Origin of the sequence: Salinimonas lutimaris, from assembly GCF_005222225.1 — a bacterium.
Taxonomy (GTDB): domain Bacteria; phylum Pseudomonadota; class Gammaproteobacteria; order Enterobacterales; family Alteromonadaceae; genus Alteromonas; species Alteromonas lutimaris.
This window is the reverse complement of sequence record NZ_CP036536.1, coordinates 2,138,541-2,156,020: the sequence shown is the minus strand read 5'-3', so window position 1 is coordinate 2,156,020 and position 17,480 is coordinate 2,138,541. Positions and strand designations below refer to the sequence as shown.

The 17,480-nt window shown below is 43.6% G+C and carries 17 protein-coding genes; 12 read left to right on the top strand and 5 right to left on the bottom strand.

Annotated features, from left to right (window positions below; genetic code table 11):
- From EZV72_RS09305 to EZV72_RS09290, 4 genes are all read right to left on the bottom strand, one after another.
- Nucleotides 1-762 (bottom strand): DNA topoisomerase, encoded by a 762-nt coding sequence (locus tag EZV72_RS09305; RefSeq protein ID WP_137166985.1) that lies wholly within the window; start codon nt 760-762, stop codon nt 1-3.
- A complete protein-coding gene (locus EZV72_RS09300; protein WP_137166984.1) occupies nt 759-4,805 on the bottom strand; it encodes an AAA domain-containing protein in 4,047 nt (1,348 codons plus the stop codon). Before EZV72_RS09300 ends, EZV72_RS09305 begins: the two co-directional genes overlap by 4 nt.
- Before the next feature lie 4 nt (nt 4,806-4,809).
- The gene (locus EZV72_RS09295; protein ID WP_137166983.1) at nt 4,810-6,432 is read right to left on the bottom strand and encodes a hypothetical protein; all 1,623 of its coding nucleotides are present in this window, start codon (nt 6,430-6,432) and stop codon (nt 4,810-4,812) included.
- A gap of 1,470 nt (nt 6,433-7,902) precedes the next feature.
- Nucleotides 7,903-9,111: an alpha/beta hydrolase-fold protein gene (locus EZV72_RS09290; protein ID WP_137166982.1), complete on the bottom strand. Its 1,209-nt coding sequence runs from the start codon at nt 9,109-9,111 to the stop codon at nt 7,903-7,905.
- A gap of 473 nt (nt 9,112-9,584) precedes the next feature.
- Here EZV72_RS09290 and EZV72_RS18515 point away from each other — a divergent pair, with 473 nt between their 5' ends.
- The 12 genes from EZV72_RS18515 (at nt 9,585) to EZV72_RS09225 (ending at nt 16,631) form a co-directional block, all read left to right on the top strand.
- On the top strand, nt 9,585-9,965 hold the full coding sequence (locus tag EZV72_RS18515) for a LysR substrate-binding domain-containing protein (RefSeq protein ID WP_217495160.1): 381 nt from the start codon (nt 9,585-9,587) through the stop codon (nt 9,963-9,965).
- Between the two features lie 325 nt (nt 9,966-10,290).
- Complete coding sequence (locus EZV72_RS09275; protein WP_137166981.1) at nt 10,291-10,569, top strand: hypothetical protein; 279 nt, start codon at nt 10,291-10,293, stop codon at nt 10,567-10,569.
- A gap of 55 nt (nt 10,570-10,624) precedes the next feature.
- Entirely contained in the window at nt 10,625-11,113 is a 489-nt protein-coding gene (locus tag EZV72_RS09270) for an AAA family ATPase (protein ID WP_137166980.1), read from the top strand.
- 323 nt (nt 11,114-11,436) lie between these two features.
- Nucleotides 11,437-11,733, top strand: coding sequence for a hypothetical protein (locus EZV72_RS09265; RefSeq protein WP_137166979.1), 297 nt, complete (start codon nt 11,437-11,439; stop codon nt 11,731-11,733).
- A 22-nt stretch (nt 11,734-11,755) separates the two neighbouring features.
- On the top strand, nt 11,756-11,980 hold the full coding sequence (locus EZV72_RS09260) for a hypothetical protein (RefSeq protein WP_137166978.1): 225 nt from the start codon (nt 11,756-11,758) through the stop codon (nt 11,978-11,980).
- An 84-nt stretch (nt 11,981-12,064) separates the two neighbouring features.
- Complete coding sequence (locus EZV72_RS09255) at nt 12,065-12,505, top strand: DUF998 domain-containing protein (RefSeq protein ID WP_332308318.1); 441 nt, start codon at nt 12,065-12,067, stop codon at nt 12,503-12,505.
- 214 nt (nt 12,506-12,719) lie between these two features.
- A complete protein-coding gene (locus EZV72_RS09250) occupies nt 12,720-13,046 on the top strand; it encodes a hypothetical protein (protein ID WP_137166977.1) in 327 nt (108 codons plus the stop codon).
- 188 nt (nt 13,047-13,234) lie between these two features.
- A complete protein-coding gene (locus EZV72_RS09245) occupies nt 13,235-13,561 on the top strand; it encodes an antibiotic biosynthesis monooxygenase family protein (RefSeq protein WP_137166976.1) in 327 nt (108 codons plus the stop codon).
- Between the two features lie 69 nt (nt 13,562-13,630).
- Nucleotides 13,631-14,011, top strand: a complete 381-nt coding sequence (locus EZV72_RS09240; RefSeq protein ID WP_137166975.1) for a VOC family protein — start codon at nt 13,631-13,633, stop codon at nt 14,009-14,011.
- Between the two features lie 177 nt (nt 14,012-14,188).
- Nucleotides 14,189-14,689, top strand: a complete 501-nt coding sequence (locus EZV72_RS09235) for a CPBP family intramembrane glutamic endopeptidase (RefSeq protein ID WP_137166974.1) — start codon at nt 14,189-14,191, stop codon at nt 14,687-14,689.
- Nucleotides 14,690-15,540: 851 nt separating this feature from the next.
- A complete protein-coding gene (locus EZV72_RS09230) occupies nt 15,541-16,149 on the top strand; it encodes a DUF1294 domain-containing protein (RefSeq protein ID WP_137166973.1) in 609 nt (202 codons plus the stop codon).
- Nucleotides 16,150-16,322: 173 nt separating this feature from the next.
- Nucleotides 16,323-16,631 (top strand): hypothetical protein, encoded by a 309-nt coding sequence (locus EZV72_RS09225; protein ID WP_137166972.1) that lies wholly within the window; start codon nt 16,323-16,325, stop codon nt 16,629-16,631.
- 125 nt (nt 16,632-16,756) lie between these two features.
- Here the strand turns inward: EZV72_RS09225 and EZV72_RS09220 are convergent, their stop codons facing one another.
- Nucleotides 16,757-17,059, bottom strand: a complete 303-nt coding sequence (locus EZV72_RS09220; RefSeq protein WP_269747623.1) for a DUF6482 family protein — start codon at nt 17,057-17,059, stop codon at nt 16,757-16,759.
- Nucleotides 17,060-17,480: the final 421 nt, after the last annotated feature.

Below are 17,480 nucleotides of genomic sequence, written 5' to 3'. Positions count from 1 at the left end.
TCACTTTACGTCGATATCAATGTCAGACAAGGTTCGCCAAGCGTTGTTTTTAAACGCTTCAATTTCCTCTCTACTGGCAACTAACGGGAGGTATTTTAGTAACATGTCTGTAGGCGACATGATACCTTCGCTTATACCTTCTAGGTCAGTGCTGAATTCATGACAAAATAGGGCTGAGAATTCTTCTAAGTTAAACGATGTAAAATATTCAGCCGCACGCAGACCAAGCTGGGTTAAACGTACATTGCCATCAGTTATATCAAGCAGCTCGTGCTTGTTTGTGACATCATCAAGAATATCGGCATATGTCGAAGGGCGGCCAATCTTAAAATCGTCCATTTTCGATAACAGTTCGTCAATCGTTAGGTTATGCAATACATCAGGAAGCTCTACTTCAATATCAAACTCGCCTTGCTTTAGTTTCGCCAAGTCGGCTTTATTCAATGTATTTTCCATATCGCCGGGGTTATCGATTTGCAAATACTCTGTCCATCCAGCTTCTTCTAATTCATGGGTCTCAAAGACAATATGGCAGTCGGACTTGTTGGACTCCAAGATGATGTGCGCTTCGTGAAGGAGGGCTTCTCCTGCGCTATCGGCTTTGGCAAATGCACTGAGTACGTCGAGGGTTTGTAGCATTACACTATAGGATTCATTTTTGCTGTTTTGGGCTTTATCGGACAAAGCTTTATACACGACTGCCAGTTCTTCGTCATCGACAAGAATTTTGATAGGCTCATGGGCGCTGTTTGACTGAGTCATAAATTCTTTCCTTCGTATAAGCTCGTTAATGCACGATAAGTATCAGTGGGGGGTATATCCGCTTTCAAGGCGTTTTCTCTCATCACTTTTAGGGTAGATGCGTCCGGTGCTGCCACACTACGTTCATCAAATATTGCTTTCGTGACTTTCCAAATGGCGCCTGGCGTCATCATCGCTTGGCCATTCTCCATGACCGCCTTAAGGGTTTTACTTAGCGTGTTGATATTTTTAACGTTCTTTTGTTGTATCAACCGACCCTTTATCGTTTTGTTGCCGATTTTGACGTTCACAGGTGCGCCCGTGGGGTGGGAAATAGACTGTAGTTGCGCACGCAAATGGTCATAAACAAGCGATAGTATCGCTGCTTTAACTCGGCCCATGCCATGAACTGAATCCTGTTGGCAATCAGCTATCAAATGCTTATCGAGTGCTAGCGTTTCATCGTCAGATGCTTTTTCAGCTTTCATCTTTTGTGCCAATGACGTCAGTTTTCTTGCCAATAACAAATCAAGTATTTCACGCACCATTTCCGCAGAAGCAACGTTTAAATTGACGTTTTTCTTATTGTCATACGGCGAGTTATCCAATCCGAAGGCTCTTGTTATGGATTGCTTGGTTAATCCGCGCAACCTTACTCGATGGAGTTTAGATAGGTTTTGTGGTTGGTGGTGGTTGAAAATAGCCCGCAAGTGCCAAGCAATGTGTTCTCCGACAAAATCATCATCTGTAGCCAAAATAATTTCATCAATGTCAGCGCCACTGCAAGCATTTAAGATATCGTCAACCGCTTGTCGTGCGATTTTGCCGTTGTCGCTTGTATGGCGTTTACCAGACTTTCTGATTAGAAATTGATATTGTGGGAACAGTCCATCCTTGATTGAGACGGCATGTTCGTCGTTCATGCCTAAGTTAAATAGTTTACCTTTCGTGCTGACCACGACATAACGGTTGCCTAAATGCCGTTGAAGTGCTTCTATTTTATTATCAGATTCAATGATCACCACACTTCTAGGGTATAAGCGTTGTCCACGTTTACCGATGTAATAACCAAGGTATCCCACAGAATCAGAATTTGGATCGCGCGGCGGGGCTATCGCTTCACGGTTAGTTGGGATACCAAATGTTTTTTCGCAGAGAAACGCGATGAAGCACTCTTTTGCACGCGATACAGCAACATTTAAGATGTAGGTGTCAGAGCGGTAATGAATATCACCGCCATGTTGAACACTTTTAGTGCCACTGAATAAAATGATGGGTTTTTCTGCACCTTGTAAAGCGTTGACGGTTCCGACTTTCATCTTATCAATGTCATTTTTGCTAATAGCGTAACGCGTTCCAGCAAACGCATCTATTAACTTGGTATGCAAAAGACCTCGTTTAGTTCCCATTCCATTTAGGTCATTCTCAGTACGACCTATGAATTCCAAACTCTGCGCTTTGTAGGGACTGATGATCCCAATGAGATCATTAATGTTTTTTGCTGGCTCGTTAGGGGTGGTGTTATAGTGGTCATATATTTGCGGCCACTGTTCAATAATCCAGTTAACTATATCCAGTGCTTCCCGCTTGTTTTTGTGGGACGTGCCCACTTTCTGCGTTTTATGGGCGCTGGATACCCAAGATAAGGGTGGATAGGGACCTTTCTCTTTGAACAAAGGCGGTATAATAAAAATTTTATTGTCATAGACTAGTTCATTACAAAACTGGCTAAGTGTCTCCTGACATCGATAGTGACCGCGAAGTGACATACCTTTTTCTTGATGGTTATAGAATGAAATTTCCCGTAATACATGCAAGATGCTGCCACTGAGACTAGGGAGTAATTTGTTTTTAAACGCATGCACAAAGCATTTATGGGTATGCGCCTTGTTGGCCCCCATCCCCAGCGTGTGATAAAGACCTTGCTCAATGATCGGCGAGGCGTCGGTAATAACAGGGGGAATTTGCGCAATATCACCTACAGCAATAGTCTTACGGGATAATCCAAGTAGAGGGAGTGTAGTACGAATATCGGCTTGCCCTGCCTCATCAATAATAAGAAGGTCGGCTTTTCCGAGTAAGTAGGGTGTCCCAGACAATCCCGGGGGCTTTGCGTATGCAAACAGTTTGGGTGCTGATTGGACCGTGGAGACCAGAATAGGGGTCAACATACACATTCTTCTGAGGCCCAATTCTAAATTGGATGGTGATGCATAGATGAGTAATTGGCTATCACATGATGCAAGATATCGTCCTTCCCAGTAGCGGGCTGCAAAATGAAAAAGCTCTGAGCGCACAAGCAAATCCACAGCACGATCGGCAATAATGATCTTCGCTATGTTGGTTAGTTGAATGTCATTTCTAGCGAGCGCTTGTGGATCATCTTCTAGCTGATTGTCTCTAATGTATTCACGGCAAACGTCACTATATATTTCATGCTTTCTTTCGAGGCCACCTTGCGCAAGCTCATAAAGCATTTCTATTAACTTGGCACCTTGTGGGTTAAAAGTATTGTTATCGAAATATTGCGCAAAGTCTGCATGTTCTTGAGGCGGAATGGCAAAATTTTCGTCAAAAGCCCTGATTAAACTGCGATAAAGGCTTTCAACGGTCGTCGCAAGTTCAGTTAGTGTGCTATGCAATTTGCTAACAACGTCGTCAACTGTGGTGAATGATTCGCCAAAATGTACTTGTGCATGAGTAAGGTATTCTTTAATCAGACTATCGAGCTGAGTGGGATCATTCAGTTTTGAAAGTGCATCGCTCCACCTTACCACACCACCTTTATTATTCTTATCAATCTCTCCAAGAACTGCACCGTCAGGCATGCTTTCTTTTGCCGCAAGTGACGGAAAATAAGTACCATAATTATCAGGCCCTGAAATCCAACGTCTCATATGATAGAGGGGTTTCCCGTTACCTTTGTAAAGAACGCCGGGAAAGGCATTAACGATATTCGTTACTGATTGATTAGTACCACCAACCCCGACAACAATAGGGCATGAGGCTTGTGCTAATGCCGCTTCAACATATTGATGGCTTATCACTGCTTTGAGCATCGCGGTTTTTCCCGAACCCGGCGGGCCATTAACTGCAAGCACATCACCGGTGCGCATATATGCTGCGACACTGGCCACGCCGCGTTGGGTATTGTCCAGCGCGAATAGTTCTCTATGGGTATAATCCTGAGTGTCTTCGCCTTTGCATTCATCCATGTGTGCCAGAAACGGCTTTTGACGTTGTTCAGTTATAGTTAACAGGTAGTCGTCAGATAACCACTTGATCCCACCAGGCAATTCATTTTCGACATAAGCAACGTCAGCATGGGCTAGAGAGGTTTGTTGCAACACATCGTCACTACTAGTAAGAATTTCATCATACAAATTAATGATATTGCGATTAGCCGCATCGTTTGATTGTATGCGCCGTAGCGTTATCACTACATCGGGATTTTCAAGTTGCAGCCCTTTATGGGTTTCAATGTTATCGATAGTGAGACTAGAGACTCTTTTCAACAAATCGTCTGCTGTTTTATACCACGCTTGCAAGTCATCAGAGTCTGTGCGAAATGTTGAAAAATCAAAGCGATCGATTTGCTCAGCACTACCAATGCAACGCACAGGGATTTTGCCGTCTACTTCAAGTAGATCTGGGTTAATGGTAGGGATACTCTGATGGTCTGGAAAAAAGATAAATCTGTTTAATTGGCCAGATACGTTGCGTATTTTTACGGGAATTGTCATCACCGTAATAGTGTTTTTATTAAATTCAGGCTTGATATCAATCGCTAGAACGAACCTATCAGTATCGAGGGCTTTGGTTTTATTTTCAGCCTTTTCGTTTTTGTCTGCATTGTCTTTAGACTGCTTTAAGTTGTTTAACGATTTGATTAAATCCTCATTGTTTGTTTCAAACCCTTTCACACTTTGTAGGCGATCAAAATCTGCTAGCCAATCGTCAAACTCTCGAATAAGAGAATCGTTCTCTTTGAGAAGCGGCGAGCTTAATTGGCCAAAAGGATGCCCGTTAAGTAAATTGTAATTTAGAGACAGTGCTTTTTTCATGCGGTTACAACTCTATGGATTCGATGTGTTTTACGTATAAAGTGTTATTTATTTTGGAAGCTATAACGGTACAAAATTTATTATCAGGTTTGATCGCGTCTAGTGCTGACATCGCATTGGCAAACGGCTCAAAGTCTTTTACCGTTATGGCGGGGTTTGAAGGGGCGCGAAACGAAATTTTCCATTTTGGGGTACTCTTTGCTGTGTACTTAGTTGCACTGTGAATGACTAATCGCCAACGCGAAATGTCATGAGGAGCAAGGATGTCTAAGTCAATATCGATATGATCACAGCGAGTAATCAAAGCAGTGTGTTTCGAATTTATTTGCAATGGCAGCTCAGTATCAATTGTGAGTCTGATCCGCACATCTGTGTTTGCGGGAATTCGTCGGTGATTTTTTAAAAGCGCTGGGCTGACTTGTACAACGATATCGCCAATACCTTCAACAGGGACAGCTACCCAGCAGTGAGTGAATATTGCTGGCACAAGACGACGCCATTGGTCTTCATCTAAATCATGGGCCACATAGTAAGGAGTCCAATCAAACAAGACTTTGCCATCCAGCGTTTTTCCATCGAGTTCATCAAGCGCAAGTTTTTCAAAATCAATATGCTTAATGCGCCACTTATTATCGAAGTTAAACCAGAGATTATGCGCTTTTATTGATGAAGTATTTGCTAATTGACTGACATCTATCAAGCTCAATTCGATTGCTCTTTCAGTATCAAAACGCCGTATGCCATGAAGCATCAACTCTGTGTGAGCGACTCGAAACTCAAGGTGAGTGGGATTCATCCTTAACCATGAGGCTTCAATTGACGCTGTTGTATCGAATTCTTGAGTTACGAAACTACCTCGCGTGATGGCATTATTAATGTAATCCCAGTCAAGCCCGAGTTTACTGTTACCGCCCGTTTTTTTGCGTGTAAGGTAGTAAACTAGAGGGATTACCAACCACTCATTTGTTGTTTTACCGAAGCGCATTTTTGCTTTGTTAAGCAATTTACTTAACACTTTTATCTGCTCAGTATCACAGGCGTTGTGTAACTCTAATGCCCCGAATCGCACATTAATCTTGTTAAAAAAACAAGCAAATTTTGTGTCGTTCTCGCTGTACTCTCCTACAATCGCGTATATCGAGAAAGGGTAATCTTTGTCAGAATTGTAATTTGCAAGTGCGTGAATACCGATAGATGAAGAATCGCTTTCACTGATGTGGAAATCGATATCATTAAGCCATATGCTCGCGGCACATTTGATAACAGGGTCGCCTTTGCTAGATAGATGAATATGTCCAAATACTTGCTTTGGGTTTCTGTTGTTTTTGATTAAATCCGTGACCAGAGTTCGCCATTTTTCCTCAGGTGGTTCGAAGTCAATTGAAATCACTTCAAATTCGAACTCCGCCTCTTCCTCTTCGCGGAGGTCTCGAACAGTTACGCTCAAGCTGGCATTCGTTTCGATTTCCCGTAAATGAACTTTTTCCCATACGGCTTTGGGAAGTAAACAGGTGTAGTTTTTGTCATAAAAATCGAATTCAGGGGAAGTGATAATACCCGAGAGGGGTTTATCTTTATCTGATTTCCAATTCCAATTTCGGTCGGCAAAAAATGTAGTGGTTAACAAAGGCCAGCTGACTCCATTCAGTGATATAAATAAAAGGTGTATTAAAAAGGGTTAAAGCATCGCGTCCTTTTCTGATTTTGCAAAAAGTATCCGTGTTATCTTATATGTTCGCGGCTTCATTTCTGGAGCTGATAGAGTCTTTTGGCCCGCGCGATGGATAAACTGTTAACAGACTCTAGGTTCTATATGGGCTCTTAGTCTGGACTTTATCCAAACGTTAGCGCTTCTACAAGCGCTTTATATTGGCACACTAATATATTGATATGGATATCAAAACTGCAAAGGTTATACAAAACTAGAGATACGTATAACGGCAGCTATTGAAGAGCTATGCTGTTACATATCAATAGTACAAATAGTGAACGCTTAGAACATTGCTAACCATTTATTCCTGTTAAATTAACTAGACTGTCTGCAGAGCAAATACTGAGATTTGACAAACTAGCCGAAAACAAGGGCTATTTGGAATCTGCATTTTCGCCTATTCAAATATTTTGAAAGGGCATTAGTTCAGTAAATCTCTTGGCGAAAGAAACTGTACTGTTTTGCCTTCTTTAACGTTGTACTTACTGTAATTAACCCATTTAATAAACACATTTTGCCCATCTTAGAGCTAGAACACATCACCTTGGTTCGACAGTTTGAGAAACAACACAAAGTGCACTGTCTTTGTCTGTCTTAACAGTTCGGACATGACTTCTATATGTCCAAAGAATCCCAACCATGGCCGGCTACATCGGCTGCACTTTTCGCTGTAATTTACGTATAAGATCGACTTTACTTTTGTGTTTGACCAGGCTGATAAGTGCGCTCGTACCTTGCTTGCTCAGTGCCGTATCTACTTCCCAGTCTCTGAACCGTTTTTTTCAGTATTTTCATAAATAACAGGCTCTATAAATAGAAATTTCCGATGAATTAATTCTATAACAACCTTCTTGTCTGATAACTCTTTTTTTCGCATGCAATGCATTTTTATAGTCAAATATATTATTCGTTTCTGTGTTAAATGTTAGTTTGTTTGGGAACGTGTAATATATTACCAATTTTACTGCATAACCTAAGATTAAAATGGGCCCCAGTATCATGCAGGCTAATAATTTTAACGTTACGTCTTCAGCTATTTTTCCATCATGATATATAAATGCGTACTATAATATAGTCAGAGTGGTCACTATAAATAAAATTTTTAATTTTTCATGTGGAGCCACTCTTTTTAGTTGTATTAGCATAATCTAAGCGTCCATTTTTAGGCGCAAGCCAGGTATCCTTCTCTCTGTACGAAGAGGCTATTGCTCCATTTACTCTGAAAATGATAGCTATGTCGCTTTTAAGTTTATTTTCATAAACCTCAAATTTTTATCTAGTACTAAAAATACTTTGTCTTGAAGTTGTTAGTAAGAATACCTTAAACGTCTGCTTTTTGGGTATTTATGCAAGGCAGTACTTGTTATTGCTCAGGTTCGTGCAAATTTAAATCTCAACAACAAGTAACAGGTTCTTTGGCGCCTTACTTTGTCTCGTCTTTATCGATTTTTTATCTAAATTTTTCAGCCGCGTTTTATAAGCATTATTTTCCACATTTTCTTCATAGCTTACCGCTAGTGCTTTCTTTCTCATTTTAAGCGCCATGGCCAAATCGCCTTTAGCTTCATAGCCATCTGCCAGGCTGTCGTATGCATCAGACTTGTTTGGGAAGCTAGCAACATTCTTCTTAAAAATCGAAATTGCCGACTCAAAGTCTTTTTTATTCAGTGCTGCATAGCCAGCGTGATTTACTGCTTTATATTCTGGTTTGGCGTGAAACCCGTACTTTTCAGAAAGATCTTCGTAGTATTGCTCTACCGCAGGGAGACCACCCTGGATAACCTTGCCTGAAGGCCGCAGCGAATTAATATGCTTTTGAAGGGCAAGGCTCATACCTGCAAGCGCTGTAGTATTATGGCTTTCAGACGTATCTAATTCGATATCAAACGTAAACCCTTTTCGTGTGCTACTGTTCAGCAGCTCAGAGTAATGTTCGTATGCGCTAAGCATTGTTCCATCTTCGCTACCCATATTCACATAAAGGTATTTATTCAGGTCACTGTCTGATTTAAAAAACTCTTTTGCTTCTGGAAATATCACTTCTTCATGCCACCACAAGCTAGGGCTAAAAGCGAAATATGCTTGAAACATATCGGGCCTTTCATGAAGGGTATAGACGGTGAACAACGCGCTTAACGAGTGCCCGGCAAGTATTGCGTAGTTGTTGGTTCGATAGTTTGAAGTTACATAAGGTTTTAGCTCTTTTTCCAGAAAGTCTAAAAAGTGGTCTGCTCCACCTGATATTCCCCATTCGTTGTAGCTTTCATCATAGGTAGGTGTGAAATCTCGCGTACGTTCAGTGTTTGTGATGCCTACAACAATCATTTCTTGGGCCATACCCGACTGATTGAGTAGGTCTAGTGTGCCTACGGTATGCGCAAAGTTGCGCTGGCCGTCCAATAAATATAAAACAGGGTAAGTGGTGTCTTTGTAGCGCGAATAATTATTGGGTAAGTGGATGAGCAGTTCCCGCGACTCACTCAATATTTTTGAAGTTACGGTTGTCACCATAGCTTCGCCTCGGACTTTAGCGGTTGCATTAAAGCTGATGCTTAGTATCAAGCCGATAAACACATAGGCAAGCTTTTGATGCATTTGAAATTCCTTTTCTCGCTAACAGGCCAGAGTTACATTTTGTTGTTTAACTTTCCTAAGCTGTCATAACCACTCTGGCTTGTCAAAAAATCACCAATGGAAAGGTGAATTTTTACTTATCTCCTCTGACTCCCATTTGTCATGCATATATTTGTGCAAAACATGCATAGGAGCTGTTCCGTGCACCTTGTTTTTCAATCCGTCCTGCTCACTGTAGTGCCCCGCCATTAGCCACCATCAACAAGATGTTAAGAGCAAACAGTGACTGAACAGAAGAACAACGCTGTGCTGAATGACCCGTCACTCATCGAGGGGCTTAAAACAATTAACCCGGTATGGGGCGATATGACAGTGCGTGTTGCCGGTGAGGCCTGGTGAATGCCGCTGATTGTATTTGTTTCGGTATACAGAGAATTTATTAAAGGCGCAACGGCGATGGGCGCGCTGAATACTATTTCCTCATGAACGGGGAGATGAGTAATGCCATTCCAGGACTGACAAACACCGATCATATTGGCTTTACGGTACCCGGTTTAGCCGAGGCGGTTTCATTTCTTGAAGAACATTTTGGCGTTACCTTGCTGTATGAATCTGGGCCATTTTTATCCTCCGACGACTGTATGGCCGCGAGTCCTGACTATCTGTATTCCTATGTAAAACCCTGCACACCAGAGGATCTGGAGCAACATAATTGCCTTGTGTTTAAAGGCACTCAAGGCGTTAATCGCTGGTTTATTGGAAAAGAGCAGCTAGCGGTTATTGATGTTGGCGGCTCGCTTTACAGCAATAATGCTGAAACACTGGTGGCAAGCGCGGTGGGTGAGGCGGTCTCATTGTTTTGCCTACCTGGTTGATTGGTCAGAACTCAAAAGCGGCAGGCTGGTGGCTTTAAAGGAAAATTATCAGGTAACAACCAATTTAGTGCAGCAGTTGATTACGGCACTGTATATGGAAACAGATGATCTGGCGGCTAAGGTGAGGGTGGTGATTGATTTTCTGGCAGAGAAATTTACCAGTACAAGCAAGGACAAACTGTGTTACTGGGATAGTATATAGATGCAGCCATTCTGTTCTCATCCATCTGGAAATTGGTACACTGCTGTTTTACAGTTGATTTTTAATAATGCACAGGCAGGTGCAGCGATAATGCAATGCCTGTATATATACAAGGTTTTATCAATGCTTGACGAACCACAGTTGGAATTTTCAGAACTATCACAAGCCATCTCAAGTGCCGGAAAAACCGTACAGGTTGAAATATACCGGATGAAAGGCGAACCGGACTGGATGCTTGAGGTGGTAGATGAGTTTAATAACTCCACTATATGGGACGATTTGTTTACCACCGCTGAAGAAGCGCTGTCAGAGGTGAAGCAGACTATACAGGAAGAAGGCGTGATGAGCTTAATCGGGCCTGGGTCAATCCCAAGAAGCGAATTTGGTTTATCTGATAGCTGAACAAGGGTAATGGCAATTTCCGGTTAGTAGCCGGCACCAAAAAACGGAAGGGGCGATGACAAAAATTGTGATTTTTGGTAACTCTGGTGCGGGTAAATCTACCCTGGCAAACCGGTTATCTGAGCAGCAATCTCTGGCGCATCTGGATTTGGATACGCTGGCCTGGCAGCCGGTTTCGCCTCCGGTGCGTCGCTCTGTTGAAGAATCGAGGCAGGCAATGGACGAATTTGTCCTTAGCCACACTGACTGGGTTATTGAAGGGTGTTACTCTGATTTGCTTGAATACGCCTGTGGCTACGCCACCAGGGTCATTTACCTGTGCCTGCCGGTTCAGGCTTGTATTGCTAATGCCAGAGCCAGACCGTGGGAGCCGCACAAGTATTCATCTAAAGAAGCCCAGGATGCTAATTTAGCGATGTTGATCGACTGGATTAGCCAGTATGAATATCGCACCGATACATTCAGTAAAGCGGCTCACGAGGCGTTGTTTGATAAGTTTGCCGGCGAAAAACGCCGGCTTACGTCAAATACCCCGTCATTATAGCCCTGGGCTTTGCCGGATCATGCGGCGGCACTTTTCATCTGTTTTCTTTGTACTTCTTGTTCTGCATGTTGCCTGTGGCCTTCACAGCTTATTGTGCTTTGTTTTTCTGTCAGGATGTTTTTATCGCTGTTTTGGTGTAAAAATAAACAAACGCTGACGTGGTTATAACAGTACGAGGCTGGGTAAATACCACCAAAGATTGTTCATAGCGTTTTTATCTGCACGTGTCAGGAGGCTCTGCCTTGCACCGATTTAAAACCAGAGCCCCAGGCTGGATGATGCGCACAAAAGCATTAGCTGATGTTTAACAATAAAAGGACTTAATGGTGAAGTATCTGTTTTCTCTGCTTTGGGTAGTGCCCGTGCTTACCGGCTGTATTGTTGTGCCACAAACCGATACGGCAAAAGTGAATAAATGCGAAATATCCTCAGATCGTAAAACGCTGAAGATCATCAATGGTTTCGAGGATACCAACACCTTTTATTCTGTCAGCGGTCTGGTTCTGTTACCTATATCCGGTGTGGTGTCTGGTACGTATGTTGCCATAAACAATGTTTATCACCTTGGCGAGGAAACACTGGTTTGTGGCGCTGAAAAGCCGACATCTGAGTACTCATAGCCATATTTTGCAGGAGAGGCCGGTGTCAGCACGCATCAACTTCTTGTTAAAACCCATTCAGCCAGGGTACACCCTTGACTGGGAGAGGTTTCTTATTGAGCTTTCACTGGGTGTGGTCTGCACGGTACTGGCTGTGTTTGCCTGGAGTAAGCAAATGCTGATTGTTGCCGCACCGTGCGCACTGATTGGCGTGTGTTGCCTTGGACTGGTGTTTTTTCGCTTGCCAGCCTCATTATATCCAGGCTGAAGCACTCGGATAAACAGGGCTAGTACTAGAAACATTAGTACCTGTAACATTAGCAACAGGACGTTTTAGTCAGATTCAGGAAGAATGACTATGTTAGATTTTATTGCTTATTCAGGGCTGCTTGCCTGTATCTGGTTAGTGACGGGGATCTATATTGCCTCTTTGTTTTATCCAGGATACAGCCATAGCAAACAGTTTTGCAGTGAGTTGGGCGCGTCTGGCTGCCCTACACAGAAGCTGTCACCTGCCATTAATAACTATCCTCTGGGGATACTGTTTGTTCTGTTTGGTTGCTATGTGGTATTCACGTTCAATGATCACCTTCCAACCTTGTGCATAGGCGCTATGATTATTGTGCACGGTGTGTGCACCTGGGTATGTGGATATTTTCCGATGGACGCCGATCCCTATACCAAAACACCAACCTCCGCGAGTCTGGTGCACACCTGGTTATGCTTCTGTCCTTTATCATTGCACCGGCTGCTGTCTCTTTTTCTGACTTTTACCCCGCGATGCTCAGACTGATGTCTGCATTGAGTATTATGGGATGTCTGTATTTTTCTTGGCAGTTAGCAACAGCGTTAAAGAAAAAATCTCGCCCCGGGCTTTATCAGCGCCTGAGTTACGGTTGCCAGATCCTGTGGCTGTTCATCTATTCGTTGTATCTGGTGATCTTTAATACTGGGCAATCTGCCATTTAAGCCGTATCTAAGCATTTAGATTACATGCAGGAGCGGCAATGAAGTATCCGGTAACCCCTGACGGACGGTATTTTGTGGTTAAGGGCAAGCTATGGCGTGCAACCAATCCGAATTTAAGCGAAGCCGAGCGCAATACCTACGTTAAAAATCTGATGGATGCCCGGCGTGCGGTTAAGCAGGCCAAGGCCGATGATGACGAAGCACTCCTGAAAGCGGCCCGGGAACAGGTCAACAAAGCAAAAATAGCGTTGGGTGAGCGCGGGCCGGTGTGGTGGAGCGATAACCAGAAAGACTTTAACCGGTATCTGGCCAAAAACACGCCCTATAAAAAATGGTACAACAGCCTGAATGACAACCTGTGCTAACCTTTACCCGCCGCTGCGCATAGGCATGCAAGCGATGTTCATGTAAGCCCTATGGAGGGTTAATGCTGTTACCGACAGCACAATAAATGCTGTTTTTACCGGAGGCTGTATAAATATACAGTTGTCGTGTTTTAGGTCATTTTTTATAACACTACGTTGAATAATACCGCCACAGGGAGATACAGAGCGTGTTTATTGTTATGTTTGAATTTGTAGTAAAAGAGGGGTTCGAGGCGCAGTTTCTGGAGTCCTGGCCGCGTACTACGCAGGGAATTTATGTGTTCAAAGGCAGCCTTGGCTCGCGTCTTCACCAGGATGCCAGCGGCCGGTTTATTGCCTACGCCCAATGGCCCGATGAGGCAACCTATCGGGCGGCGGCGGATATTACCATGAGTGAAGACTATGAGTCCGCCCGGGCGCACATGCATGACAGTCTCAACCTGGAGGCAACCCGCATTTTGTATGAGATGGAAGTAGAGTCAGATTATCTTCAGCGCCGTCCGTTCGCGGTGTAACACGATCTAACTCACTTGAGTCTTGTGGCGTTTTAGTCATACCCCTGATAACACAAGGGAATTAATATTATGAACCTTAACCAGGTTACCTTGCCGGTCAGTAACATGACCGATGCAGTCGACTTTTATCTGACACTGGGGTTCACCCAGATTGTAGATACCCCGCATTATGCCAGATTTGCCTGTCCGCAGGGTGAGGCCACTTTTTCACTGGCTCTGGTAGATGAACCGTCGTCAGGCAATGCCACCATTTATTTTGAACATGAGCAGCTTGATGTGCTGTATGAAACCTTGTGCAGCAAAGGCGTTATATTCGACCAGCCGCCAGTGGCTCAGCGGTATCTGTGGAAAGAAGCTATTTTACAGGACCCGTCAGGCAATAAGATAAAACTATACTGGGCAGGAGAAAACCGGTTGAATCCACCCTGGAAAGTGGAAAAACGCAGATAACCGTTTTGCGCCATGTAATGCATGGGTGCTCTTTTATTGGCATGGAGGCTATTTGATGACAAACATGGAAGTGATGTTACTGATAATGCTTGCGCTCTTTCCTGTTACCGACTGGCTGCTGGATAAATACTGGCGAAGCACAAAACAGACTGAATATATCAAAACGGCTGTTATGCTGTGGCCGGGGCACTTCTGATTGGCCTTATGGGCTATATCGGTTACATAGTGCATGTGATTAAGCGTACAGAGGCAGTACGCAGTTATGTTGCTCATGCGCTCAGTCAGGGCGGTGAGGCCATGCACGCCATGCTGCCGCTGTCGGGTAAAGACTATGCGCTATTTGTGCTGGTGGTCTCAGTCAGTGCAGGGATTTGTGAAGAGCTTATATTTCGCTGGTATTTATATGGCGTTATCAATGAGCACTTTCACTGGTCTTTCGCGCTGGTGTTAAGCAGTGTGGCTTTTGGGTTGTGGCATGCGTACCTGGGGTGGCAGCATGTTATAAAAACGATGCTGGTGGGCGCATTACTGTGCGGCGTGTTTTTGTATATTGAGAGCCTGCTTGTGGTCATTGTTCTGCATATTTTGCTTGATGTTTATGCCGGTACCCTGGCTTATGCTGTTAACCGATATACAAAGGCACCCTGTATTGATGTAGCGTCTGAACATCACTCCTGAAGTAAGTCTATGCCACAAGACATCCTTGGTTTGAGTTAACGGCCAATATCATTGCGCTGACTTGCATTCATCAAAGATTCAGTCATTTCAAACGCATTCTTTTATGTAACGAATCATGGGTTTTATAAAAAGACGCTTGAAAAGGGAGCGCTGACCAGATAACAGGCCCAGGCATAAAACAAACAGCAATCCGACCTTTCTATGTATGGCAATAACAAAAAAAGTGACACGTAGAACCAGACAGAGCATTCAAACCACGCCGGTGTCTATCTCAGCATTCATAGAAGAAGATATTAAACGGTATCAAATAGATCCCTCTTGCGATTTATCTCAGGTTGCCATTAATACAAATATTGAGGGTGTTTGTTGGTGGTAGTATGGATATAAAAACCCTATATACGAAGTGGTGGCGTTATCGATGGAGCGGGTATCACGTCAGAAGCCTAGGTAGGTATATATTGATGATATTTACCAGTTCTGTTGTGTCAGTGCGGTTAGTTTTTTTGCCAGAAAAGCCATGGGCTATTTTTATGTTTCCACATATCCCGGTGTAAACGCTACTGATGAAAAATACTGAACGGGTGGGTTTGGTCCGGTGCGGCCTCGTTTCATGACAGGCAGAAGAATATGGCGTTTATCTGTTGCCTATTATTTTTTGTAAGTCTGCTCAAGTAGTAAATTATTCTGCTTATACTCATGCGGTTTTTTATACGCACCCTGAGCAAACTGCCAAGTCTTGTTGTGTATAATGCTACTTATCTCTTAAAAGAGGCTCGCCGATGCCCATCAGCGTACTGCAACAGTGTGAAGACAGTAAAAAGCGGATGAATGGAAAAATGAAGAGGTCGTGATTGGCAAGTAAAGAACACAGACAACAGGGAAAAGTAAGTCAGTGGAACGATAAAAAAGGCTTTGGCTATATTACTCATGATGATTCTGGTGCGCGCTTGTTTTTTCATATCAGTGACTTTAGCAGCCAGGAAGCACGACCGCGAAAAGGCGCGCGGGTAACATTTTTTACCCGGCCTGACCAAAGCGCTAAACCCAGGGCAACAAACGTGCAGTTTTCTCATCACCAGCGCATCAGACAGGCATTGGTGCCCGGCAGCAAGTCCTTTCCGGTTGGGTTGCTGCTAACTATGCTACTGACTATTCTGACCAGCCTTTATCTGGCCCGGGTTTTATCGTTGGTGACGACAGGCATTTATGTTGTGATGAGCGTTATCACCTACACAGCCTATGCCATAGACAAACGGGCAGCGCAGCGTAATCAGTGGCGCATTAAAGAGCGGAACCTGCACATGCTGTCGGTAGCTGGTGGATGGCCAGGCGCGATGCTAGCCCGGTATCACTTGCGACATAAGTCGCGTAAACAGCCATTCAGAGTCATTTTCTGGGGCACGCTGGTGGTTAACTTAGGCCTGGTGTATTTGATCACAAACCAAATGCCCGCCTTCTGAATTACGGCACCATACCTATATTTGATATAAAAATAGCAAGGTTGTTTCAGACATGGCAGAAGAGCATAAATTTGCTTGTAATTTAATCATTAGAGCGTAAAGTGTAGTCGGTAAAAAACAGGGCGAGGATTGCCCGAACGTCGTTATTAATACTGTTTAGATAAAGGATTATTATGTTATTACAGCCTCTCAAATCATCTTTTGCTACCTTGCAACGCGGCGCATCACGCTCCGATGGCCGTATCTCAATATTCGACAATGAAGTGTACTGGGAACCCCACAATAAAGATTTTGGACTTGGCCCATACCGGCTAGCCAGGCAAGACGTTACATCGGTCAGCCGTAAAAATATAGGCACACCTGAAAAACCTGTTTATACCGAAGCTTTTTTGTTACGACTTAACAATGATGATATCTATGAATTCACCCTGTGTGAGTCAGAAAGCTGGGTTAACCTGCTAGCCTCCAATGATGCAGAGTAGGGCGCTGTAATTTCATTACCTGTATTCACTCACAGCAAACAGTGGGTGAATACGATGGCATTTCAGGCTACATACGCAGCCTGGTTTAAAGCGATCTGAACCTGTAAAGAATCAGCGCACAGGCATTACCACGCTATTTCAACATCCAGAGTTTTTTCTGTATTGTCTGCCTGACCGACCATTTCGTCATAAGGCGTACACTGCTTCAGCCAGACTTTATCAAAGTGTTTGCCATGAAAGTATTCGCGTATCTGGTCAACAGAATTGAAGGTTTGCGGCCTGCCAGAATCTGCCATTACCGGTTTTTGTGTTTCATCGTTGCCGGTTGCCACTACGTAGTAGCCGCCTTCCAGAGATTCTATGTATAGATTCATATATTCCACCTGTTCAAATAAGGTTTTTAATATAAAAACCGGTAATATGATCATTAAGATGAAGACAGGTTGAAGATCGCAAAACTAACTTTCACTATTACGGCACCATACATAATTAAGGCATTATCATTTGCGCCGCGTTGCGGCGGGGTATTGACGTGACATCCTAACTATTATTTTTAGACCTGAGTCAGACATGCATGACTTCTTCGTGTTTAAAGTAAACCGTTGATGCTCCATATCACCAGCCAGAGCGGCGTGTGCTGTTGTCTTAATGGGCGACTTGGGGGATAGGAGTGTGAAGATATCCTGCATTCATTACCTGGTGATACATATCTTTTGCCGCTACAGCGGAAAATGCTGGGCATGCAGCTATAGTTAGTCCCGGCATAAGTGAGATATTCCATCTTATCCGCTTATAGACTTATACGTGGTTATGACAAAAGGGGAGAGAAGATGGGCGTAGCTGAAGTGT

Coding starts and splice junctions, on each gene's coding strand:
- EZV72_RS09305 (WP_137166985.1), bottom strand. CDS start 762: ATGACTCAGTCAAACAGCGCCCATGAGCCTATCAAAATTCTTGTCGAT.
- EZV72_RS09300 (WP_137166984.1), bottom strand. CDS start 4,805: ATGAAAAAAGCACTGTCTCTAAATTACAATTTACTTAACGGGCATCCT.
- EZV72_RS09290 (WP_137166982.1), bottom strand. CDS start 9,111: ATGCATCAAAAGCTTGCCTATGTGTTTATCGGCTTGATACTAAGCATC.
- EZV72_RS18515 (WP_217495160.1), top strand. CDS start 9,585: ATGAGTAATGCCATTCCAGGACTGACAAACACCGATCATATTGGCTTT.
- EZV72_RS09275 (WP_137166981.1), top strand. CDS start 10,291: ATGCTTGACGAACCACAGTTGGAATTTTCAGAACTATCACAAGCCATC.
- EZV72_RS09270 (WP_137166980.1), top strand. CDS start 10,625: ATGACAAAAATTGTGATTTTTGGTAACTCTGGTGCGGGTAAATCTACC.
- EZV72_RS09265 (WP_137166979.1), top strand. CDS start 11,437: ATGGTGAAGTATCTGTTTTCTCTGCTTTGGGTAGTGCCCGTGCTTACC.
- EZV72_RS09255 (WP_332308318.1), top strand. CDS start 12,065: ATGACTATGTTAGATTTTATTGCTTATTCAGGGCTGCTTGCCTGTATC.
- EZV72_RS09250 (WP_137166977.1), top strand. CDS start 12,720: ATGAAGTATCCGGTAACCCCTGACGGACGGTATTTTGTGGTTAAGGGC.
- EZV72_RS09240 (WP_137166975.1), top strand. CDS start 13,631: ATGAACCTTAACCAGGTTACCTTGCCGGTCAGTAACATGACCGATGCA.
- EZV72_RS09225 (WP_137166972.1), top strand. CDS start 16,323: ATGTTATTACAGCCTCTCAAATCATCTTTTGCTACCTTGCAACGCGGC.
- EZV72_RS09220 (WP_269747623.1), bottom strand. CDS start 17,059: ATGATCATATTACCGGTTTTTATATTAAAAACCTTATTTGAACAGGTG.